20 protein-coding genes are annotated in these 18,936 nt (G+C 68.3%); 17 read left to right on the forward strand and 3 right to left on the reverse strand.

The annotated features are described in order from the left end of the window. The first annotated feature begins 1 nt into the window (after position 1). The 15 genes from can to AC3A4E_RS10305 all read left to right on the forward strand — a co-directional run bounded on the left by can (position 2) and on the right by AC3A4E_RS10305 (position 14,177). Positions 2-676 carry a carbonate dehydratase gene (can, locus tag AC3A4E_RS10235; RefSeq protein ID WP_487631374.1) on the forward strand — a complete coding sequence of 225 codons (675 nt, stop codon included), beginning with the start codon at positions 2-4 and terminating at the stop codon, positions 674-676. Then, positions 669-1,094: a RidA family protein gene (locus AC3A4E_RS10240; RefSeq protein ID WP_487631375.1), complete on the forward strand. Its 426-nt coding sequence runs from the start codon at positions 669-671 to the stop codon at positions 1,092-1,094. Before can ends, AC3A4E_RS10240 begins: the two co-directional genes overlap by 8 nt. Before the next feature lie 4 nt (positions 1,095-1,098). Next, positions 1,099-1,647, forward strand: coding sequence for a 3-hydroxyanthranilate 3,4-dioxygenase (locus AC3A4E_RS10245; protein ID WP_487631376.1), 549 nt, complete (start codon positions 1,099-1,101; stop codon positions 1,645-1,647). Between the two features lie 78 nt (positions 1,648-1,725). Next, positions 1,726-2,736: an amidohydrolase family protein gene (locus AC3A4E_RS10250; RefSeq protein WP_487631377.1), complete on the forward strand. Its 1,011-nt coding sequence runs from the start codon at positions 1,726-1,728 to the stop codon at positions 2,734-2,736. Positions 2,737-2,800: 64 nt separating this feature from the next. Beyond that, positions 2,801-4,078 (forward strand): kynureninase, encoded by a 1,278-nt coding sequence (gene kynU, locus AC3A4E_RS10255; RefSeq protein ID WP_487631378.1) that lies wholly within the window; start codon positions 2,801-2,803, stop codon positions 4,076-4,078. Next, positions 4,075-5,454 (forward strand): FAD-dependent oxidoreductase, encoded by a 1,380-nt coding sequence (locus AC3A4E_RS10260; RefSeq protein WP_487631379.1) that lies wholly within the window; start codon positions 4,075-4,077, stop codon positions 5,452-5,454. The genes kynU and AC3A4E_RS10260 overlap by 4 nt, the downstream gene beginning before the upstream one ends. After that, on the forward strand, positions 5,451-6,923 hold the full coding sequence (gene sbcB, locus AC3A4E_RS10265) for an exodeoxyribonuclease I (protein WP_487631380.1): 1,473 nt from the start codon (positions 5,451-5,453) through the stop codon (positions 6,921-6,923). Before AC3A4E_RS10260 ends, sbcB begins: the two co-directional genes overlap by 4 nt. Next, a complete protein-coding gene (locus AC3A4E_RS10270; protein WP_487631381.1) occupies positions 6,920-7,606 on the forward strand; it encodes a DUF2461 domain-containing protein in 687 nt (228 codons plus the stop codon). Before sbcB ends, AC3A4E_RS10270 begins: the two co-directional genes overlap by 4 nt. Positions 7,607-7,762: 156 nt before the next feature. Continuing rightward, positions 7,763-8,479 (forward strand): YIP1 family protein, encoded by a 717-nt coding sequence (locus AC3A4E_RS10275; RefSeq protein WP_487631382.1) that lies wholly within the window; start codon positions 7,763-7,765, stop codon positions 8,477-8,479. Next, positions 8,476-9,672, forward strand: a complete 1,197-nt coding sequence (locus AC3A4E_RS10280) for an efflux RND transporter periplasmic adaptor subunit (protein WP_487631383.1) — start codon at positions 8,476-8,478, stop codon at positions 9,670-9,672. The genes AC3A4E_RS10275 and AC3A4E_RS10280 overlap by 4 nt, the downstream gene beginning before the upstream one ends. Next, positions 9,669-10,379: an ABC transporter ATP-binding protein gene (locus tag AC3A4E_RS10285; RefSeq protein ID WP_487631384.1), complete on the forward strand. Its 711-nt coding sequence runs from the start codon at positions 9,669-9,671 to the stop codon at positions 10,377-10,379. Before AC3A4E_RS10280 ends, AC3A4E_RS10285 begins: the two co-directional genes overlap by 4 nt. Continuing rightward, entirely contained in the window at positions 10,376-11,650 is a 1,275-nt protein-coding gene (locus AC3A4E_RS10290; protein WP_487631385.1) for an ABC transporter permease, read from the forward strand. The genes AC3A4E_RS10285 and AC3A4E_RS10290 overlap by 4 nt, the downstream gene beginning before the upstream one ends. Continuing rightward, the gene (locus tag AC3A4E_RS10295; protein WP_487631386.1) at positions 11,647-12,780 is read left to right on the forward strand and encodes a sensor histidine kinase; all 1,134 of its coding nucleotides are present in this window, start codon (positions 11,647-11,649) and stop codon (positions 12,778-12,780) included. Before AC3A4E_RS10290 ends, AC3A4E_RS10295 begins: the two co-directional genes overlap by 4 nt. Further along, positions 12,777-13,484: a LytR/AlgR family response regulator transcription factor gene (locus tag AC3A4E_RS10300; protein ID WP_487631387.1), complete on the forward strand. Its 708-nt coding sequence runs from the start codon at positions 12,777-12,779 to the stop codon at positions 13,482-13,484. Before AC3A4E_RS10295 ends, AC3A4E_RS10300 begins: the two co-directional genes overlap by 4 nt. Before the next feature lie 159 nt (positions 13,485-13,643). Continuing rightward, positions 13,644-14,177, forward strand: coding sequence for a DUF2939 domain-containing protein (locus AC3A4E_RS10305; protein WP_487631388.1), 534 nt, complete (start codon positions 13,644-13,646; stop codon positions 14,175-14,177). 64 nt (positions 14,178-14,241) lie between these two features. On the opposite strand, the gene AC3A4E_RS10310 is transcribed toward AC3A4E_RS10305, so the two are convergent. Together AC3A4E_RS10310 and ispG are read right to left on the reverse strand one after the other, a co-directional pair. Beyond that, positions 14,242-14,949, reverse strand: coding sequence for a phosphatase PAP2 family protein (locus tag AC3A4E_RS10310; RefSeq protein WP_487631389.1), 708 nt, complete (start codon positions 14,947-14,949; stop codon positions 14,242-14,244). Beyond that, the gene (gene ispG, locus AC3A4E_RS10315) at positions 14,939-16,234 is read right to left on the reverse strand and encodes a flavodoxin-dependent (E)-4-hydroxy-3-methylbut-2-enyl-diphosphate synthase (protein WP_487631390.1); all 1,296 of its coding nucleotides are present in this window, start codon (positions 16,232-16,234) and stop codon (positions 14,939-14,941) included. The genes AC3A4E_RS10310 and ispG overlap by 11 nt, the downstream gene beginning before the upstream one ends. Positions 16,235-16,365: 131 nt before the next feature. On the opposite strand from ispG, the gene AC3A4E_RS10320 reads away from it, so the two are divergent. Next, positions 16,366-17,607 carry an ATP-binding protein gene (locus AC3A4E_RS10320; RefSeq protein ID WP_487631391.1) on the forward strand — a complete coding sequence of 414 codons (1,242 nt, stop codon included), beginning with the start codon at positions 16,366-16,368 and terminating at the stop codon, positions 17,605-17,607. After that, on the forward strand, positions 17,604-18,182 hold the full coding sequence (locus tag AC3A4E_RS10325; protein WP_487631392.1) for a response regulator transcription factor: 579 nt from the start codon (positions 17,604-17,606) through the stop codon (positions 18,180-18,182). Before AC3A4E_RS10320 ends, AC3A4E_RS10325 begins: the two co-directional genes overlap by 4 nt. Positions 18,183-18,223: 41 nt before the next feature. Here AC3A4E_RS10325 and AC3A4E_RS10330 read toward each other — a convergent pair whose 3' ends face one another. Continuing rightward, positions 18,224-18,751 carry a copper chaperone PCu(A)C gene (locus tag AC3A4E_RS10330; RefSeq protein ID WP_487631393.1) on the reverse strand — a complete coding sequence of 176 codons (528 nt, stop codon included), beginning with the start codon at positions 18,749-18,751 and terminating at the stop codon, positions 18,224-18,226. Positions 18,752-18,936: the final 185 nt, after the last annotated feature.

Raw genomic sequence — 18,936 nt, forward strand, 5'->3', positions numbered from 1 at the left:
CATGGGCGAACTCGACAATCTTCTGCAGAACAACCGTGACTGGGCCGAGCGCGCCGTGCGCGAGGACCCGGATTACTTCCACCGTCTGGAAAACCAGCAGATCCCGCGCTACCTGTGGATCGGCTGTTCCGACTCGCGCGTGCCGGCGAACCAGATCCTCGGGCTCGACCCGGGCGAGGTCTTCGTCCACCGCAACATCGCCAACGTGCTCTCGCACGGCGATCTCAATGCGCTGTCGGTGATCCAGTTCGCTGTCGACGTGCTCAAGGTCGAACACATCCTGCTGGTCGGCCATTACGGCTGCGGCGGCGTGCATGCCGCCCTGACCGGCGCACGCGTGGGCCTGGCGGACAACTGGCTGCGTCATGTCGCCGACATCGCGCACAAGCACAGCCGACTGCTGGACTCCATCGAAGACGTGGGCATGCGACACGCACGGCTGTGCGAACTCAATGCGATCGAACAGGCGCTCAACATCTGCCAGACCACGGTGATCCGGGACGCCTGGGCACGTGGCCAGAAGATCGCCGTGCACGGCTGGGTCTACGCGTTGGGGGATGGTCGCGTGCGCGAGCTGGGCATGGACGTGACCTCGCACGCGGATATCGGGCCCGCCTACGAGGCGGCGGTAGCCGACGTCGCACGCGTTGCAAGCCAGGGCCGGCGCGATGGCTGAGGCCATCCAGGCCGGCGCAGCGCCGCGGCCGGTCGGTCGCTACCCGCATGCGCGTCGCGCGGGCGGACTGCTGTTCCTGTCGGGCATCGGACCGCGCGATCCTGCGACCGATTCGGTGCCGGGCAACGTGCTCGATGACGGAGGCCACGTGATCGGCCACGACATCGCTGCGCAGACGCATGCGGTGCTCGCCAATGTGCGCACGGTGCTCGACGCCAGCGGTGCGCGCTGGGAGGACCTTGTCGACGTGACCGTCTACCTCACCGACATGGCCGGCGATTTCGCCAGCTACAACGCGGTCTGGGCCGAGTATTTCCCCGATCCCGCCACCGCGCCCTGCCGCACGACGCTGGGCATCGACGCCTTGCCGACACCCATCGCGATCGAACTCAAGTGCGTCGCCGAGCCGAAGGAGTGAACCGATGATCCCCGGACCGCTGAACTTCCAGAAGTGGATCGACGAGCACCGCCATCTGCTCAAGCCGCCGGTCGGTAACAAATGCATCTACGACGGCGATTTCATCGTCATGGTCGTCGGCGGGCCGAACGCACGCACCGATTACCACTGGGAAGAAGGCCCGGAGTGGTTCCACCAACTCGAAGGCGAGATGGTGCTGCGCATCCAGGAAGACGGCCGGGTCCGCGACATTCCCATCCGCGCCGGCGAGACCTTCCTGCTGCCGTCGAAGGTGCCGCACTCGCCGCAGCGCGGCCCGGATTCGATCGGCCTGGTCATCGAGCGCAAGCGCCTGCCGCATGAGCAGGACGGCCTGCTGTGGTTCTGCGAACGCTGCAACCACACGCTGTTCGAACAGTACTTCCACCTGCACGACATCGAACAGGATTTCCCGCCCGTGTTCGACCGCTTCTACGGCTCGATCGAACATCGCACCTGCGAAGCCTGCGGGCATCTCAACCCGCGCCCCGCCCGCTACGATCCCGATCCGGACACGCTGGCCGATATCACCTGACTGCCGCATCCGCCACCCCTGAACCGGCTGTGCGCCTGCGGCGTGATCGGCGCGGGCCGGTCGTCTAGGATGACCGCCATGCTGAAGATCGATATCCACGCCCACTACCTGCCACGCGAGTGGCCGGATCTGGCATCGAAATATGGCGAGGCGCGGTTCCCGGTCATCCACCACACCGATGACGGCCGCCACCGCATCTACAAGGACGGGCGTTTCTTCCGCGAGATCTGGTCCAAGACCTGGGACGCGCAGGAACGCATCGACGACTACGCGCGCTTCGGCGTGCAGGTGCAGGTCATCAGCACGGTGCCGGTGATGTTCAGTTACTGGGCGAAGCCGGCGCATGCCCTGGAACTGCACCAGTCACTCAACGACCACATGGCCGCGACCGTCGCCGCGCATCCGCGCCATTACGCCGGCATCGGCACGGTGCCGATGCAGTCGCCGCGGCTGGCGATCCAGGAACTCGAGCGCTGCGTCGACCAGCTCGGCCTGCAGGGCGTGCAGATCGGCAGCCACATCGGTGACTGGAATCTCGACGCGCCGGAACTGTTCCCGTTCTTCGAAGCGGCGGCCGATCTGGGCGCGGCGGTGCTCGTGCATCCCTGGGACATGATGGGCAGCGAGTCGATGCCCAAATACTGGCTGCCGTGGCTGGTCGGCATGCCGGCCGAGCAGTCGCGCGCGGCGTGTTGCCTGGTGTTCGGCGGCGTGCTGCAACGGCTGCCGAAACTCAAGATCTGCATGGCGCATGGCGGCGGCAGTTTTCCGTACACGATCGGCCGCATCGAACACGGCTTCAACATGCGCCCCGACCTCGTCGCGACCGACAATCCGCACAATCCGCGCGGCTATCTCAAGCAGCTGTATTTCGATTCCTGGGTGGCCGACCCGCGGGCGCTGCAGTACCTGCTCGACACCTGTGGCGCGGACCGGGTGATGCTCGGCACCGACTATCCGTTCCCGCTCGGCGAACAGGTGCCGGGCGCCGGCATCGAGGAGATTCCGCTCGACGACGCTTCGCGGGCGCGCCTGTATCACGGCACCGCGCTCGAATGGCTGGGGCTGTCACCCGGCCGCTTCGCGTGATCGCGACGCCCCACCCCTCTTTAACGCGTCGCGCATCAGCGCGACCTTCGACCGAATGCATTCCATGACCGATCCGCACACGCTGTTCTCCGACGACTACGCCGCCTCCGCCGACGCCGCCGATCCGCTGCAGCGCTTCCGCGCGCAATTCCATCTGCCGCGCTTCGGCGATGTGGAGCAGGCCTACTTCGTCGGCAATTCGCTCGGGCTGCAGCCGCGCGGCGTGCGCGCGCAGGTCGAGGACGTGCTCGACAAGTGGGCGATGGAAGCGGTCGAAGGCCACTTCCGCGGCAACTCGCAGTGGATGACCTATCACGGCCTGGTCGGTGCACAGCTGGCCGAGATCGTCGGCGCCCAGCCGGAAGAAGTGGTCGCGATGAACTCGCTGACTGCGAACCTGCATTTCCTGATGGTCGGTTTCTATCGCCCGACCGCCGAGCGTCCGGCGATCCTGATGGAGGCCGGCGCGTTTCCGTCCGATCGCTATGCGCTGGAATCGCAGGTGCGCTTCCACGGCTTCGACCCGGCCACCGATCTGATCGAAGTGCAACCCGGCGCGGACGGCCTGTTCGGCATGGACGCGATCGCCGCCGCCATCGAACAACACGGCCATCGCGTCGCGCTGGTGCTGTGGCCGGGCGTGCAGTACCGCACCGGCGAGGCTTTCGATCTCGCGGAGATCGTGCGACTCGGTCATGCCGCGGGCGCGGTCGTCGGTTTCGATCTCGCGCATGCGGCCGGCAACCTGCCGCTGCAGCTGCACGACAGCAATGCCGACTTTGCCGTGTGGTGCCACTACAAGTACCTCAACAGCGGTCCGGGTGCGGTGGCCGGCGCCTTCGTGCACGCGCGGCACGCGCAGACCGACCGCCCGCGCTTTGCCGGCTGGTGGGGCCACGACGCGGCGACGCGTTTCCGCATGGGGCCGGATTTCCAGCCCACGCCGGGCGCCGAAGGCTGGCAGCTCAGCAATCCGCCGATCCTCGGCCTCGCGCCGCTGCGCGCATCGCTGGACCTGTTCACCGTGGCCGGCATGCCGGCACTGCGGGCGAAGTCGGAAACGCTGACCGGCTATCTGGAAACGCTGATCCGCAGCCAGCTCGACGACGTACTCGACATCGCCACGCCGCGTGATCTCGCGCGTCGCGGCGCCCAGCTGTCGCTGCGTGTGCGCGGCGGTCGCGAGCAGGGCCGCGCGTTGTTCGAATACCTGTCCGACAACGGCGTGCTCGGCGACTGGCGCGAGCCCGACGTGATCCGCATCTCGCCCGCGCCGCTCTACAACACCCACGGCGACGTGCTGCGCTTCGTGCGCACCGTGGCGCGCTGGCGCGACGCGTGACGGCACCCGCACGCCATCTGACGATCATCGGCGCGGGCCTGGCCGGCGCCCTGCTCGGCATCCTGCTGCGCCGTCGCGGCTGGGACGTGGATCTGTACGAGAAGCGCGGGGATCCGCGCGTGCAGGGCTACGGCGGCGGCCGTTCGATCAATCTGGCATTGGCCGAACGCGGCCGGCATGCACTACGCGCCGCCGATGCGGATGACGCGGTGATGCACCACGCGATCATGATGCGCGGCCGCATGGTCCACGTCGGCGACACCGAGCCGGTGCTGCAGCGCTACGGCCGCGACGACGACGAAGTCATCTGGTCGGTGCATCGCGGCGATCTCAACATCGTGCTGCTCGATCTGGCGGAGGCTGCCGGCGCGCGGCTGCATTTCGATGCCGGCCTGGACGCGGTGAACTTCGATTCGAAGCGGGCGGTGTTCCGAGATCCGCGCGACGACAGCACGCGCGAAGTGCAGTTCGAAGCGCTGATCGGCGCCGACGGTGCGGGCTCTGCACTGCGCGGCGCGATGCATCGCGTGCGCGATCTCGGCCAGCGCAGCGATTTCCTCGATCATGGCTACAAGGAACTCGAGATTCCGCCGACCGCCGACGGCGGCTTCCGCATCGAGCCCAACGCGCTGCACATCTGGCCGCGCGGGCATTACATGTGCATCGCGCTGCCCAACGACGAAAAGACCTTCACCGTCACCCTGTTCCTGCCCCACCACGCCGGACCGGATGGAGGGCCCGCGTTCGATCAGCTGGACGACGTCGCCGCGGCGCGCGCGTTCTTCGAGCGCGACTTTCCGTCCGCGCTGGCACTGATTCCCGAGTTCGACCGTGACTGGAGCGGCAACCCGGTCGGCCAGCTGGCCACGCTGTATCTCGACCGCTGGCATCTCGATGGCCGCGCGGTACTGCTGGGCGACGCGGCGCACGCGATGGTGCCCTTCCACGGCCAGGGCATGAATTGCGCGTTCGAGGACTGCGTCGCGCTGGCCCGGCAGCTGGATGCGCACGACGATCTCGCGACCGCGTTCGCCGCCTTCGAGGTCGAGCGCAAACCCGACGCCGCTGCGATCCAGCGTATGGCGCTCGACAACTATCTGGAGATGCGCAACCGCGTCGACGATGCCGACTATCTGCTCCAGCGCGAGCTGGAACTCGCGTTGCAGGACCGCCATCCCGGCCGCTTCGTGCCGCACTACGCGATGGTCACCTTCATGCGCATCCCCTACTCGCTGGCGATGACGCGCACCGACCTGCAACGCGGCATCCTCGAACGCGCGACCGCGGGGCATGCCTCGCTGGCGACGCTGGACTGGGACGCGATCGACGCCGAAGTGCGCGAGCTGCTGACGCCGCTGGAGGATATGCCGGCGTGAGCGACAGCTTTCTCTTCTACGATTTGGAAACCTTCGGTTCCGATCCGCGCCGCACGCGCATCGCGCAGTTCGCCGCGATTCGCACCGATGCCGAACTCAACGAGATCGACGACCCGATCGACTTCTTCGTCCGGCCTGCCGACGATCTGCTGCCCTCGCCCATCGCGACGCTGATCACCGGCATCACCCCGCAGCACGCGCTGGCCGCAGGCATGCCCGAGGCCGATGCGTTCGCGCGGATCCATGAGGAAATGGCGCGGCCGAAGACCTGCACGCTGGGCTACAACTCGCTGCGCTTCGACGACGAGTTCGTGCGCTTCGGCCTCTACCGCAATTTCCACGATCCCTACGAGCGCGAGTGGCGCAGCGGCAATTCGCGCTGGGATCTGCTCGACGTGATGCGCCTGTGGCATGCGCTGCGCCCCGAGGGGCTGGTGTGGCCGAGGCGCGAGGACGGCGCGACCTCGTTCAAGCTCGAGCATCTGGCGACGGCCAACAACGTGCGCACCGGTGACGCGCACGAGGCGCTGTCGGATGTGCGCGCGTTGATCGGTCTCGCGCGCCTGTTCCGCAACGCGCAGCCGCGGTTGTGGGACTACGCGGCGAAGCTGCGCGACAAGCGCCATGCGGCATCGATGCTCGACACCATCGCGATGACGCCGGTGCTGCACGTGTCGCAGCGCTACCCGGCCGCGCGCCTGTGCGCGGCGCCGGTGCTGCCGATCGCGCGGCATCCACGCATCGACAGCCGCGTCGTGGTGTTCGACCTCGATGGCGATCCGGACTGGCTGCTCGACCTTGATGCCGAAGCGATCGCCGCGCGCGTCTTCGTGCGCCGCGAAGATCTGCCCGAAGGCGTCGCGCGCATTCCGCTCAAGGAAGTGCACAGCAACCGCTGCCCGGCGCTGGTGGCCTGGAGTCATCTGCGCGAGGCGGATTTCGAGCGGCTGTCGATCGATCCGGCAGACATCGAACGACGCGCCGCCCGGCTGCGCGCCGCCGGCCCAGCACTGGCCGAGAAGATCCGCCAGGTGTTCGCGGTCGAGCGCGAATTCGGACCGTCCGATCCCGACGGCGCGCTCTACGACGGTTTCGCCGGCGACGGCGACAAGCGCCGCATGGCCCAGGTCCGCGCGACGCCGCCGACCCTGCTGGGCGCATGCGATTTCGGATTCGAGGATCCGCGCCTCGATGCGCTGCTGCTCCGCTACCGCGCACGCAACTGGCCGGACACGCTCAACCCCGACGAACAGCTGCGCTGGGACGACTACCGCCGCGCGCGCCTGGCGCCCGGTACGACGCAGGCCGAGCAGGATTTCGCCAGCTACTTCACGCAGATCGACGCCTTGCGCGCCGAAGATCCCACCGACGCACGGCGCCTGCCGCTGCTCGATGCCCTCAGCGACTGGGGCCAGAGCCTGCACACGCGCCTGCATCCGTCCCCCACGCTGCCCACCCATTCCGCATGACCACGTACTTCAGCGACAAGAGTTTCAAGTTCCTGCGCGCGCTTGCGCGTCACAACGAGAAGCCGTGGTTCGAGGAACACCGCAAGGACTACGAGGCGCACGTGCGCCAGCCGTTCCTGCGTCTGATCGGCGATCTGCAGCCGGATGTCGCCGCGGTCAGTGCCCATTTCCGCGCCGACACGCGCACCGTCGGCGGCTCGCTGTTCCGCATCCATCGCGACGCACGCTTCTCCAACGACAAGTCGCCGTACAAGACCTGGCAGGGCGCGCGGCTGTTCCATGAGCGCCGCCGCGAAACCGCCGCGCCGTCGTTCTACGTGCACCTGCAGCCGGGCGGCAGCTTCGTCGGCGCCGGCCTGTGGCATCCCGAATCCGACACCCAGCGGAAAGTCCGGCAGTTCATCGTCGACAACCCGGAAAGCTGGAAGGCCGCTGCGCACGCGACCGAGCTGCGCAAGAAGTTCGAATTCGAGACGAGCGAGATGCTGGTCCGCCCGCCGCGCGGCTTCGAGCCGCAGTTCGAATTCATCGACGATCTCAAGCATCGCAACTGGGTGTTCTGGCGCACGCTCGACGACGACGCGATGACCGGCCCGAAGCTGCGGCAGACGATTGCCGCCGATCTGGTCACGCTGGCGCCGTTCGTCGACTACCTGTGCGCCTCGCTGGATCTGGAGTTCTAGGCCCGCCCCGGCCGCGCAGGCCGGCAGCGCATTCGAAAAGCGATCCGGACCCCGCGTGCCGACCGTTCCACACGTCGCTCGACCGCCGGTCACTTTCCGCCGCCCACGGCTGATCCGGACTGCGATGTTGGCCCCTCGACAACCTCGAGGTGCGCCATGTCCCGTCCCAGCCCGAACTTCGCCAGTGGCCTGATCGATCTGTTCGTCGCACCGGCCTCCGTATTCGCGGCCCTGCCGGCCCGACGCTTCTGGGGCTGGTCTGCGTTCGCGCTCATCGCGGTGACCACCGTGCTCGCGATGTTCGTCTTCATCGGGCCGATGTCACCCGAGTGGATCGTCGAGCAACAGATCCTGCAGATGGGATCGCGGATGTCCGATCAGGAACTGGCACAGGCGCGCCCGCAGCTCCTGGCGATGGCCTCGCACACCGCCGTGATCAGCGCGATCGGCGGCGTACTCATGAGCGGCCTGCTGATCGTGCTGCTCGGTTCGGTCTACATGCTGCTCGAACGGGTGGCGACCCGCGGCGACGTCCGCCATCGCTGGAGCCAGTGGCTGCGCCTGACGACTTGGGCCCAACTGCCGCAAATGCTCTACGCGATCGGCCTGATCGCGCTCGCACTGCTCGCCTCGACGCCGGACCAGCCGCTGGCGCTGATGGGCTATGCCTCGCTCAACGGTCTGGTGCTCGACCTGCCGCCGGACCACCGCTGGTTCAACTGGGCCTCGAACCTGGGTGTCTTCCAGGTGTGGTCGATCGTACTGGCGGCCGTGGGCTTCCGGGTCTGGACACAGGCCTCGTGGGTGCGTGCAGCGGGCCTCGCCGCCCTGCCCTGGATCCTCGTGTTCGGCATCTGGGCGCTGCTTGCATGAAGAAGAAGCTGCTCATTGCCCTGGGCCTGATCGCCGGCATCGCCCTGCTGGTGTGGCTGTCCTCCGGCCGCGGTGGACGCGCGCCCGACGCCACGGTCGCCAGCGTCACCCAGGGGCCGCTGGCCGACACGACGCTGGCCTCGGGCAATCTGGTGTTCGAGACCCAGATCCAGCTCCGGCCGGAAGTCAGTGGCCGCGTCGCCGAGGTTCTGGTGGAAGAAGGCGACCAGGTCGAACAGGGGCAGCTGCTGCTGTTCCTCGACCGCGAGACTTTCGCCGCGAATCTGGCCAGCGCGAACGCGGGCGTGGAATCGGCGCAATTGTCGATCCGTCGCCTGCGCGAAGCGGATACCGATCTGCGCCGCCAGCTGCAGCGCCAGCGCGATCTGCTCGAGCGGCAGCTTGTCAGTCGCGACATGGTGGACCAGCTGCGCAGCCGCCAGCAGATGTCGGCCTTGCAGGTCGGCGAGGCCCAGCAGGCGCTGGCGCAGCAGCAGGCGCTGCGTGACCAGGCCGCCGACCAGCTGCGCCGCAGCGAGTTCCGCGCGCCGATCGCCGGACGCATCATCTCGGTCGACATCAAGCCCGGCGAGACGGTCATCGCCGGCACGACGAACATCGTCGGCTCGGACCTGATGACGCTGGCCGACACCAGCGCACTACTCGCCGAACTGCGCGTCGACGAAGCCGACATCGCCCGGATCCGCCTCGACCAGTCCGTGGACGTGTTCGCGGCTGCGCGACCGGAGGCCGCGATTCCGGGACGTGTGGTCCACATCGGTTCGTCCGCGCGCAAGATCGGCACGACCGAAGGCCTCGCGTTCCGTGTACGCGTGTTGCTGGATGGCGGCGGCAGCGACCTGTCGCCGGGCATGAGCTGCCGGGCCGAGATCGTCACCGCGCAGGGCGAGGACACGCTCAAGATGCCCGTCGCCGCCTTGCGCCGTGATGCGGTCGGGGCGTTCGTCTGGCGGCTGGCCGACGACGGCACAGTGCGACGGACCCCGGTGACGCCAGGCTTGTCGAACGACATCGAGCAGGCCGTCGAATCCGGCCTCGCGGCAGGCCAGCGCGTCGTCACCGGCCCCGGCCGGGTCCTGGCGCAACTGGGCGAGGGCCAGCGCGTCGGGATCATTGACGATGCGCCCGGGTCCCGTCCCGAAGCTGCGTCGTCCACCGGCAGCGCGCCATGAGCGCCACGCCGGTGATCGAACTGGATGCCATCACCAAGCGGTACCGGATCGGCGACGGCTGGTTCACCGCGCTGGACGATCTGTCCCTGCGTATCGACGAGAACGAATACGTCGCCATCGTCGGTCCTTCGGGCTCGGGCAAGTCGACACTGATGAACCTGCTCGGCTGCCTCGATGTCCCCGATGCCGGCCACTACCGGCTCCATGGCGAAGATGTCGCGGGCCTGGACGAGGAGCGGCTCGCCATCGCACGCAACCGGGCGATCGGCTTCATCTTCCAGAGCTTCAACCTGCTGCCCCGCGCGAGCGTGCTGGCCAACGTCGTGCAGCCGCTCGTGTACCGCCGCATGGGCAATGCCGAACGGCGGCAGCGTGCGCTCGAAGCCCTGCAGCGCGTCGGTCTGGCCGACAAGCTCGACAACCTGCCCGGACAGTTGTCGGGCGGCCAGCGGCAGCGTGTCGCGATTGCCCGCGCGCTGGTGACACGGCCGCGCATCCTGCTCGGTGACGAGCCCACCGGCAATCTCGACAGCAGTACGACGGCCAGCATCATGCGTCTGTTCGACGCCCTCCACGACGAAGGGCAGACCATCATCCTGGTCACCCACGAAACGGAAATTGCCGACCATTGCCGCCGCAGCATCCGTCTGGTCGATGGCCGCATCGCCGAGGACCGGCGGCAGCCGGGCGCGGGGCGCGTGTCGTGAGCGCGCATCGCGATGCCGCGACGGACGACCGCTCCAGTGGACTGGCGCACGCGGTGCTCGAGGGCAGTCGCGCGGCATTCGCTGCGATCCGCGCCAATGCATTGCGCAGCGCGCTCACTGCGCTGGGCATCATCATCGGTGTCGCGGCAGTGATCGCGGTGGTCGCGATCATGCAGGGCCTGAGCCGCAACATCACCGCCCAGCTCGACGATCTGGGCAGCGACACCGTCACCCTGCGCGCCTGGACCTCGCCCGAGCAGACGATGCTCGGTACCGGCAACCGCATCCACTACAACGATTTCCTCGCGCTGCAGGGCCGGGTGACGGGTGTGCTGGACATGACCGCACAGATGCAGGCTTTCAGCTTCGGCAGCGGCGTTGCGTACGGCCGCAACACCACGCAGTCGCAGATCATCGGGACCGACAGCAGCTACCAGAACGTGGTGCGGGTGTATCCCGAGCGCGGCCGATTCCTGACCACCAGCGACGACGAACGCCGGCGCCGGGTCGCGGTACTGGGCCCCAGTGTGGTCGACAAACTGGAGATGACAGGGGATCCGGTCGGCCAGTTCGTGCGCATCGGGGGCGAATGGTTCCGGGTCATCGGCGTCGCCGAACGCCGCGGCAGCCTGTTCGGCATGGACCAGGACAATTACGTGATCGCACCGTTTTCGACGATGCGCTCGCTCAACGGCGAACGGGTCGAGCGCAACATCGAGATCATGTTCCGGCCCGCGAGTGCCGGACAGCTGCCGGCGATCCAGGCGCAGATGGGGCAGATCCTGCGCGCCCGTCACCGCGTAGCCGAAGGCGAGCCCGACCCGTTCGAATTCATCACTGCCGAGCGCATCCGCGCACAGTTCGACGCGATCATCCGCGGCGTGACACTGGTCGCCGGCGGTGTCGTCGGCATCAGCCTGATCGTCGGCGGCATCGGCATCATGAACATCATGCTGGTGTCGGTGACCGAGCGCACCCGGGAGATCGGCATCGTCAAGGCACTCGGTGCCACGCCGCGCTTCATCCTGGTGCAGTTCCTGATCGAAGCGATCGTGCTGTCGCTGTTCGGCGGTCTGGTCGGCCTGTTGCTCGGCTGGGGGCTGGCGGCGCTGCTCTCACTGTTCATTCCGGGCATGAGCGGCGCGGCGGTGCCGGTCTGGGCGATGATGCTGGCACTGGGATTCACGTCGCTGATCGGCATCGTGTTCGGACTTGCGCCGGCAGTGAAGGCATCCCGGCTGCATCCCATTGACGCATTGCGATACGAATGACGAGCCCACCCGCCCCCGGACATCCCTTCGCCGCGCAGTGGTACTGGCACCTGACCCATGCCAGCGGTGCCTACTGGCTCGCGCAGGCGGCGTTCTTCTGCGTGTTCTTCGGCATCTCGGCCCTGATGATGTTCGGGCTGACGCACGTGGACGGCGCGCAGACCCGCCAGCCGGCGCACATGATCGCCCGCTTCCCGATCGATGCCGGGCTGCTGCTGGTGTTCACGCATGTGCTGATCCGCCCGCTGCTGCTCATGTTCTTCGTCCACCGCCGCCCGGCCTTGCGCACGGTGCTTGCGGGTCTGGGCCTGCTGGTGCTGTTCGGCTACGCGAACCTGTTGGCCAGCTATCTGTCCGGCCGGCTGCTCACGCCGCACGACGGCATCAACTTCGAGCAGATCAGCTTCCGCGCCGGCGACAGCGCCTACGACTACAACGTCGACGCCACCCAGCTGATCCTGCTCGGCGGCTTCAACCAGTTCACCATCCTGCTGCTGTGGTCGGTGCTGTATCTGGCCTGGAAGGCCTTCGAGAGCCGGCGGCAACTGCAGCGCCAGGTCCGTGACGCGCGCCTGCGCCTGCTGACGCATCAGCTCAGCCCGCACTTCCTGTTCAATGCGTTCAACACCATCCGCGGCATGATCTTCGAGGATCGCGAGCGCGCCGCGGAACTGGTCACCCAGCTGTCGGAACTCTTCCGCTTCCATCTCAGCGCCGGCATCCGCACCGAGGTCACCCTGGGCGAGGACTGGGAGATCGCCCGCCGTTATCTCGACCTCGAGGCGGTCCGGCTGGAAGAGCGACTGCGGCTGGAGGTCGACCTCGACCCTGCGCTCATGCCCCGCACGCTGCCGATCATGACCCTGCTGACGCTGGTGGAGAACGCGATCAAACACGGCATTGCGCCGAACCGCGATGGCGGCAATCTGGTGATCCGCGCCCGGACGCGCGGTCCGGGCTGGACGCTGGAGGTCGAGAACAGCGTCGGCCGCGGTGTCGCCGACCACAGTGGCGGCCACGGCCTGTCCAACCTGCGCGAACGCGTGAGCCTGTCCGGCGACGAGCGGGCCGGGCTGCATGTCGACGATGGCGACGGGCGCTTCCTGGTCCGTCTGGAGCTGCCGCGATGATCCGCGTGCTGCTGGTCGACGACGAGCGTCTGGCGCGTACCGAACTGCGGCGCCTGCTCGGTGCGCATCCGGACGTGGAGATCGTCGGCGAAGCCGACAACGCAGCGACCGCGCTGCAACAGGTGGCGGAACTGTCGCCCGACGTGGTGTTCCTCGACATCCAGATGCCGGAAACCACCGGCCTGACACTGGCCGCCGAACTCGCCGGACAGGCACGCTTCGTGTTCTGCACGGCCTACGACAGCTTCGCGATCGATGCCTTCGGGCTCAACGCCGTCGATTACCTGGTCAAGCCCGTGGTGCCCGAACGCCTGGCCGATACGCTCGAGCGCCTGCGCTCGCAGCCGGCAGCACGCAGCGTGCTGCCCTACGACCATGGTCTGCTGCTGCGCTTCGGCGAACAGGCGCGCATCGTGCGACTGCGGGAGATCGACCGCTTCGAGAGCATCGGCAACCATGCCCGTATCCACTGCGCGCATGGCAAGAGCTGGCTGCAGAGCTCGCTGAACCGGATCGAGCAGCGGTTGGATCCGAACTACTTCTTCCGCGTCGGTCGCGGCGACATCCTGCGTCTCGACGCCATCGTCGCGATCGATGCCGATATCGGCACCGGCTCGATTGCGACCCTGCCCGACGGCAGCCAGGTGGCCGTCAGCCGACGCCAGGCGCAGGTGCTCAAGCAGCGCATGGGGCAGATCTTCTGACGCCGGCTCATGAAGTTTCCCCGCACGCTTCGTGCGCCCCGGCTGGAATGACGCCAGTGCTCGGCGCCTTCTTGCATGCGCGTCCGGTCCGGCATCCGTTCAGCCATGACTGCAGGCGGAGGCCCGAGAATCGAGCACGCCTTCCATTCCCGACTGACGATGAAGAAATTCGCCTGGCTCTCCGCGATCATTGCCGTCCTGCTGCTGGCCTACACGGCGGCCGGACCGGTCCTGACGATCAACGCGATCCGGGACGCCGTCCGCAACGAGGACTCGCGCGCCCTTTCCAGGCAGGTGGACTTCCCCGCATTGCGTGAAAGCCTGCGGCTGCAACTGGCTGACGCGATCGTGCGCGAGGCCGGGCCAGAGCTGCAGTCGAACCTGCTGGGCGCGATCGGTCTGCGGCTCGCGGGCAGCGCGGCCGGCACCGGTGTCGACATGATGGTGACGCCTGTCGGCCTGAGCGCACTGATGCGTGGCCAGCGCTTGTGGAGCCTCGCCGGCGGCGCATCGCCGACTCAGATCCGCCCTGACGCCGAACGCGAGCCGCCACTGGCGGACGCGCATTACCGCTACAACTCGACCTCGCGCTTCACCGCCACGGTGCGCGACGATCGCGGCCGCCCGATCGAATTCGTGCTCACGCGCAAGGGTCTGACCTGGAAGCTGTCGGACATCCGCCTGCCCGTCTAGGCGTCGTGGCCGGCGCGCAGCAGGCACTTCCCGGGACGAGAGGCTCCGCCTCGTTCCGCGCGTCCTAAGAACGGTCCTGCAGCGCATTCCGCCCGAACCGCGGCCGGTGGTACATCACCAGATACACGCCCACCACCCACGCCGACGCCGCCGCCCAGCCGGCCAGAATGTCCGACGGGTAATGCACGCCCAGATACACACGCGACAGGCCGACCATCGGCACGAACACGGCCATCGCGGCGATCACCCACCAGCGTGCGCGCGTCGGCCAGGCCAGCAGGATCAGCACCGCGGCCAGCGTCATCGATCCCATCGCGTGGCCGCTGGGAAAACTGTAGGTCGCCTCGGGCGCGATCGAGTCCCACAGGCTGGGCCGGTCACGCGCGAACAGGCGCTTGGTCGCGAGGTTCAACAGCGCCGAGCCACCGGTCGCAACCGCGACGAACAGCCCGTCGCGCCAGCGCTTCATCGCCAGCAGGATCAGCACCAGCGCGATATCGACCGGCACGACGCCCTTGGCGTAGCCGATCTCGGAGAAGAACAGAAACACCCGGGTGAAACCCTCGCGCGCGACGTCCTGCGCGAACAGCAGGATCGGCTCGTCGAACGGAATCACCTCGGCCTCGTGGACCTCGTCGGCGAGTTCCATGAAGCCCCACATCGGCAGCAGCACGCCGGCGAACAGCAGCAGGAACTTCCAGCCGTGGCGCCGCAGCAGGCCACCGGTTTCGCGTGAGCCCTCGACGACGACATCTCCGCCGTCAGACGGCATCGACGCGGCGGCCGTAGTTGCGGTGCACGTAGTCGTCGACCAGCGCGACGAACTCGTGGGCGATGTTCTCGCCGCGCAGGGTCATCGCCTTTTCGCCGTCGATGAAGACCGGTGCCGACGGTGCTTCCCCGGTGCCGGGCAAGGAGATGCCGATGTTGGCGTGGCGCGATTCGCCCGGGCCGTTGACCACGCAGCCCATCACCGCGAGCGTCATGGTCTCCGCGCCCGGATGGGTGATCTTCCATTCGGGCATCTTCTCGCGCACATGGTCCTGGACCACGCCGGCCAGCTCCTGGAAGAACTCGGACGTTGTGCGGCCGCAGCCGGGACACGCGGTGACCATCGGCGTGAACGCGCGCAGGCCCATCGTCTGCAGCAGTTCCTGCGCGACGACGACTTCCTTGGTGCGCGACGCGCCGGGCTCGGGGGTCAGCGAGATGCGGATGGTGTCGCCGATGCCTTCCTGCATCAGGATCGCCAGCGCGGCGCTGGACGCGACCATGCCCTTGCTGCCGATGCCGGCTTCGGTGAGACCCAGATGCAGCGCGAAATCGCTGCGCGCGGCCAGATCGCGATACACGGCGACCAGTTCCTGCACGCCGCTGACCTTGGCGCTGAGCACGATGCGATCGCGGCCGAGACCGAATTCGACGGCGCGTTCTGCCGAATCGACTGCCGAGCGGATCAGCGCCTCGCGCAACACGCGGCCTGCATCCCAGGGCACGGCGCGCCTGGCGTTCTCGTCCATCAGCGCGGCGGCGAGGGACTGGTCGAGCGAGCCCCAGTTCGCGCCGATACGCACCGGCTTGTCGTAGCGCATCGCGAATTCGATCAGCTGACCGAACTGCAGATCCTTCTTCTTGCCGAAGCCGACGTTGCCCGGGTTGATCCGGTACTTCGCCAGCGCCTGCGCGCAGGCCGGTTCGCCGGTCAGCAACTGGTGTCCGTTGTAGTGGAAGTCGCCGATGATCGGCACTTCGATGCCCTGCATCGCCAGCCGCTCGACGATCCGCGGCACCGCGGCGGCGGATTCGGGATTGTTGACCGTGATGCGCACGAGCTCCGAGCCCGCGCGCCACAACTCGCCGATCTGCTTCGCGGTCGAGGCGATATCGGCGGTGTCGGTATTGGTCATCGACTGCACGACCACCGGCGCATCGCCGCCGACGGCGACGCCGCCGACATGGACCTGACGCGTACCGCGGCGCGCGGCGGCGCCGAATTCGGGCAGGCGCACGGGTTCGGAGAGACAAGCGTCGGGTGCGGAAGCGGGCTGGGCAGACATGGGCGCATTTTAGCGGCTCGCGCACCGCTTTTCGGTGACGCGGGGTGAAACCGCCCACAGGTGCGACCGATGGCCGCAGCCTGGCCCTGCACCGGCATCACCGCGACCGGGCTGGTCTACGATGACCGGCGATGCAGCACACCTCCGCCACCGCCCTGCTCCGCACCCTGTACAGCCTGCGCTGGTTCGCCGTGGGCGGGCAGTCGCTGACCATCGCCTGGGCGACGCTCGGACTGGACATGGCCCTGCCGACCCTGCCGCTGTGGTCGTCGGTGCTGATGCTGGCCGGCTTCAACCTGTGCGTGTACGTGCGTCTGCTGAACGCCCGCGACGCGACGCCCGGCGAGGCCTTCGCCCACGTACTCGTCGACACCGCGGTGCTGGCCTGGCTGATCGCGTGGACCGGCGGCATCGCCAATCCGTTCGCCTCGCTGTTCCTGCTGCCGATCGCGCTGACCGCCACTGCGCTGCCGCAGGCCTGGGCGCTCGCGGCCGCGCTGGCCTGCGTGACCGGCTACGTCCTCGCGGTCAGTTTCGGCCAGCCGTTGCCCCATCTGCACGACCACTTCGACCTGCACCTGGCGGGCATGGCGGTCAACTTCTTCCTGTCGATGGCGCTGGTCTCGTATTTCCTGATCCGTCTGGCGGCGGCGCGCGACCTGCGCGAGCGGGAGCTGGCCGTGCTGCGCGAACGCTTCGTCCGCAACGAAGGCATCCTCGCGCTGGCGACCCACGCCGCGTCGGTCGCCCACGAACTCAACACCCCGCTGGGCACCATGACGTTGCTGCTCGACGACCTGGACACCGGCGCCCTGGGAGCGGATGGCGCAGCGGACGTGGTCACCCTGCGCCGCCTCGTCGACACCTGCCGGGATCGCGTGCGATCGCTGGCCGATCCGGCCGATCCGGCCGCGAGCACGCGCGTGGAGATCGGCCGCGTGCTCGAACACTGGCAGCTCGTCCGCCCGGCGATCGTGCTCGAACGCAGCGGAAACCTCGCCGTCCACCAGCGTGTGGACCGCGCCATCGGCCACCTGCTGCTGGCCCTGCTCAACAATGCCGCCGATGCCAGCGAAGGCAACGGCAGCCACCGCGTGGACCTGCGCCTGCAGGTCGACAACGGCCTGCTGGACGGGGCGATCCGCGACTACGGCACCGGGTTCGACGCCCAGGCGCCGTTCCTGCCGGTGCTGTTCCGCAGCGGCAAGCCCGACGGTCTGGGCGTCGGCCTGGCGCTGTCGCATGCGGCAATCGAGCAGCTCGGCGGCGAACTCGAAATGGATGAAGCCGGCGACGGCGGCAGTGGCGCGCGCGTGCGGTTCCGCGTGCCGCTGGATGCGGGCGAACGCCCTCTTGCGGAGACGACACGATGAAAGGCCTGCTGGTCGACGACGACACCCTGTACCTGGACGCCCTGCGCCGGGCGATGACCCGGCGTGGCATCGAGTGCGAGGTCGCCGCCGATCCCGACACCGCACTCGAGGTCGCTGCGCGCATCGCACCGGACTTCGCGCTGGTCGATCTCAAGCTGGGCGATGCATCGGGCCTGTCGCTGATCGAGCCACTGCGGGCGATCCGCGCCGACATGCGGATCCTGCTGGTCACCGGCTATGCCAGCATCGCGACCGCCGTCGATGCGATCAAGCGCGGCGCGGACGACTACCTGCCCAAGCCGGTCTCGGCCGATACGCTGCAACGCGTGCTGCTCGACATGGAAGCCGTGCACGGCGCGCCGGTCCCCGACCGCGGCAGCGAGAGCGACCGGCTCGACAACCCGACGATGATTCCGCTGCACCGGCTGGAGTGGGAACACATCCAGCAGGCGCTGGCCGAAACCGGCGGCAACATCTCCGCCACCGCCCGCCTGCTGGGCATGCACCGCCGTTCGCTGCAGCGCAAGCTCGCCAAGCGGCCCGGACCGGAACGGCGGCCGCCGACGGACGGCTAGCGCCGGGACACTCTGCCTGCGGACGGGCAGTCGTCGGGCCGTCAGTGGCCCGAATGTCCACCGGATGCCGGCGCATCCCCTGCCAGCGGTCGCACCTCGAACTGCACCGTCTGTTCGGGCGCGTTGGCGAAGCGCAGCGTGGCCTCGATCGACTGGCCGGCCCGCACCGGCTCGACCGGATCGATGAACATCAGATGGTTGCCACCCGGACGCAGCGTGACTTCGCTGCCGGCGGGCAGCTCGACGCCATCGGCGAGTTCGCGCATGCGCATCATCCCGCCCTCGTGCGACATCTCGTGGATTTCGACACTGGCGGCGGCAGGGGTCTCGACGGCGACCAGCCGGTCGGCGGCACCGCTGCGCAAGGTGAGATAGCCGCCCGCGACTGCGGCGTTCGGCGGCGTCTCGCGGATCCAGGCCTCGCTGACCACGATGCCGGCGCGCTCGGCTGCTGCATCCGCGGTCGGCGACGCAGCGTCCGGGGTGGCCGGCTGACAGCCGGCGAGGACCAGGATCAGACCGGCGGCGACAGGGCCGATGGCGAGGGAAAACGGGCGGCGTGCAGACATCGCGATGCTCCAGGGTCGAAGTGTGGGCGCCGGATCGCGCCCGCTTGCGGGCAGTATCGCAGCGCAGGACATCCGCTCGTCGTGCGACGCGATCGACCGCCATGCTGGCCGTATGCACGCGGCAATGCCAATGCGACCCGGTGTCGCAGCGCATCGTGTCGGCGGCACCGACCGGCGCTCGACAG

The organism is Luteimonas sp. Soil_N_1, assembly GCF_057656255.1.

What these genes read in the sequence shown, in the direction of transcription:
- AC3A4E_RS10295 (WP_487631386.1), top strand. Translation starts at nt 11,647, where the DNA reads ATGACGAGCCCACCCGCCCCCGGACATCCCTTCGCCGCGCAGTGGTAC.
- AC3A4E_RS10270 (WP_487631381.1), top strand. Translation starts at nt 6,920, where the DNA reads ATGACCACGTACTTCAGCGACAAGAGTTTCAAGTTCCTGCGCGCGCTT.
- AC3A4E_RS10245 (WP_487631376.1), top strand. Translation starts at nt 1,099, where the DNA reads ATGATCCCCGGACCGCTGAACTTCCAGAAGTGGATCGACGAGCACCGC.
- AC3A4E_RS10310 (WP_487631389.1), bottom strand. Translation starts at nt 14,949, where the DNA reads ATGCCGTCTGACGGCGGAGATGTCGTCGTCGAGGGCTCACGCGAAACC.
- AC3A4E_RS10275 (WP_487631382.1), top strand. Translation starts at nt 7,763, where the DNA reads ATGTCCCGTCCCAGCCCGAACTTCGCCAGTGGCCTGATCGATCTGTTC.
- AC3A4E_RS10300 (WP_487631387.1), top strand. Translation starts at nt 12,777, where the DNA reads ATGATCCGCGTGCTGCTGGTCGACGACGAGCGTCTGGCGCGTACCGAA.
- AC3A4E_RS10285 (WP_487631384.1), top strand. Translation starts at nt 9,669, where the DNA reads ATGAGCGCCACGCCGGTGATCGAACTGGATGCCATCACCAAGCGGTAC.
- ispG (WP_487631390.1), bottom strand. Translation starts at nt 16,234, where the DNA reads ATGTCTGCCCAGCCCGCTTCCGCACCCGACGCTTGTCTCTCCGAACCC.
- AC3A4E_RS10240 (WP_487631375.1), top strand. Translation starts at nt 669, where the DNA reads ATGGCTGAGGCCATCCAGGCCGGCGCAGCGCCGCGGCCGGTCGGTCGC.
- AC3A4E_RS10250 (WP_487631377.1), top strand. Translation starts at nt 1,726, where the DNA reads ATGCTGAAGATCGATATCCACGCCCACTACCTGCCACGCGAGTGGCCG.
- AC3A4E_RS10305 (WP_487631388.1), top strand. Translation starts at nt 13,644, where the DNA reads ATGAAGAAATTCGCCTGGCTCTCCGCGATCATTGCCGTCCTGCTGCTG.
- AC3A4E_RS10330 (WP_487631393.1), bottom strand. Translation starts at nt 18,751, where the DNA reads ATGTCTGCACGCCGCCCGTTTTCCCTCGCCATCGGCCCTGTCGCCGCC.
- AC3A4E_RS10280 (WP_487631383.1), top strand. Translation starts at nt 8,476, where the DNA reads ATGAAGAAGAAGCTGCTCATTGCCCTGGGCCTGATCGCCGGCATCGCC.
- AC3A4E_RS10320 (WP_487631391.1), top strand. Translation starts at nt 16,366, where the DNA reads ATGCAGCACACCTCCGCCACCGCCCTGCTCCGCACCCTGTACAGCCTG.
- kynU (WP_487631378.1), top strand. Translation starts at nt 2,801, where the DNA reads ATGACCGATCCGCACACGCTGTTCTCCGACGACTACGCCGCCTCCGCC.
- can (WP_487631374.1), top strand. Translation starts at nt 2, where the DNA reads ATGGGCGAACTCGACAATCTTCTGCAGAACAACCGTGACTGGGCCGAG.
- AC3A4E_RS10325 (WP_487631392.1), top strand. Translation starts at nt 17,604, where the DNA reads ATGAAAGGCCTGCTGGTCGACGACGACACCCTGTACCTGGACGCCCTG.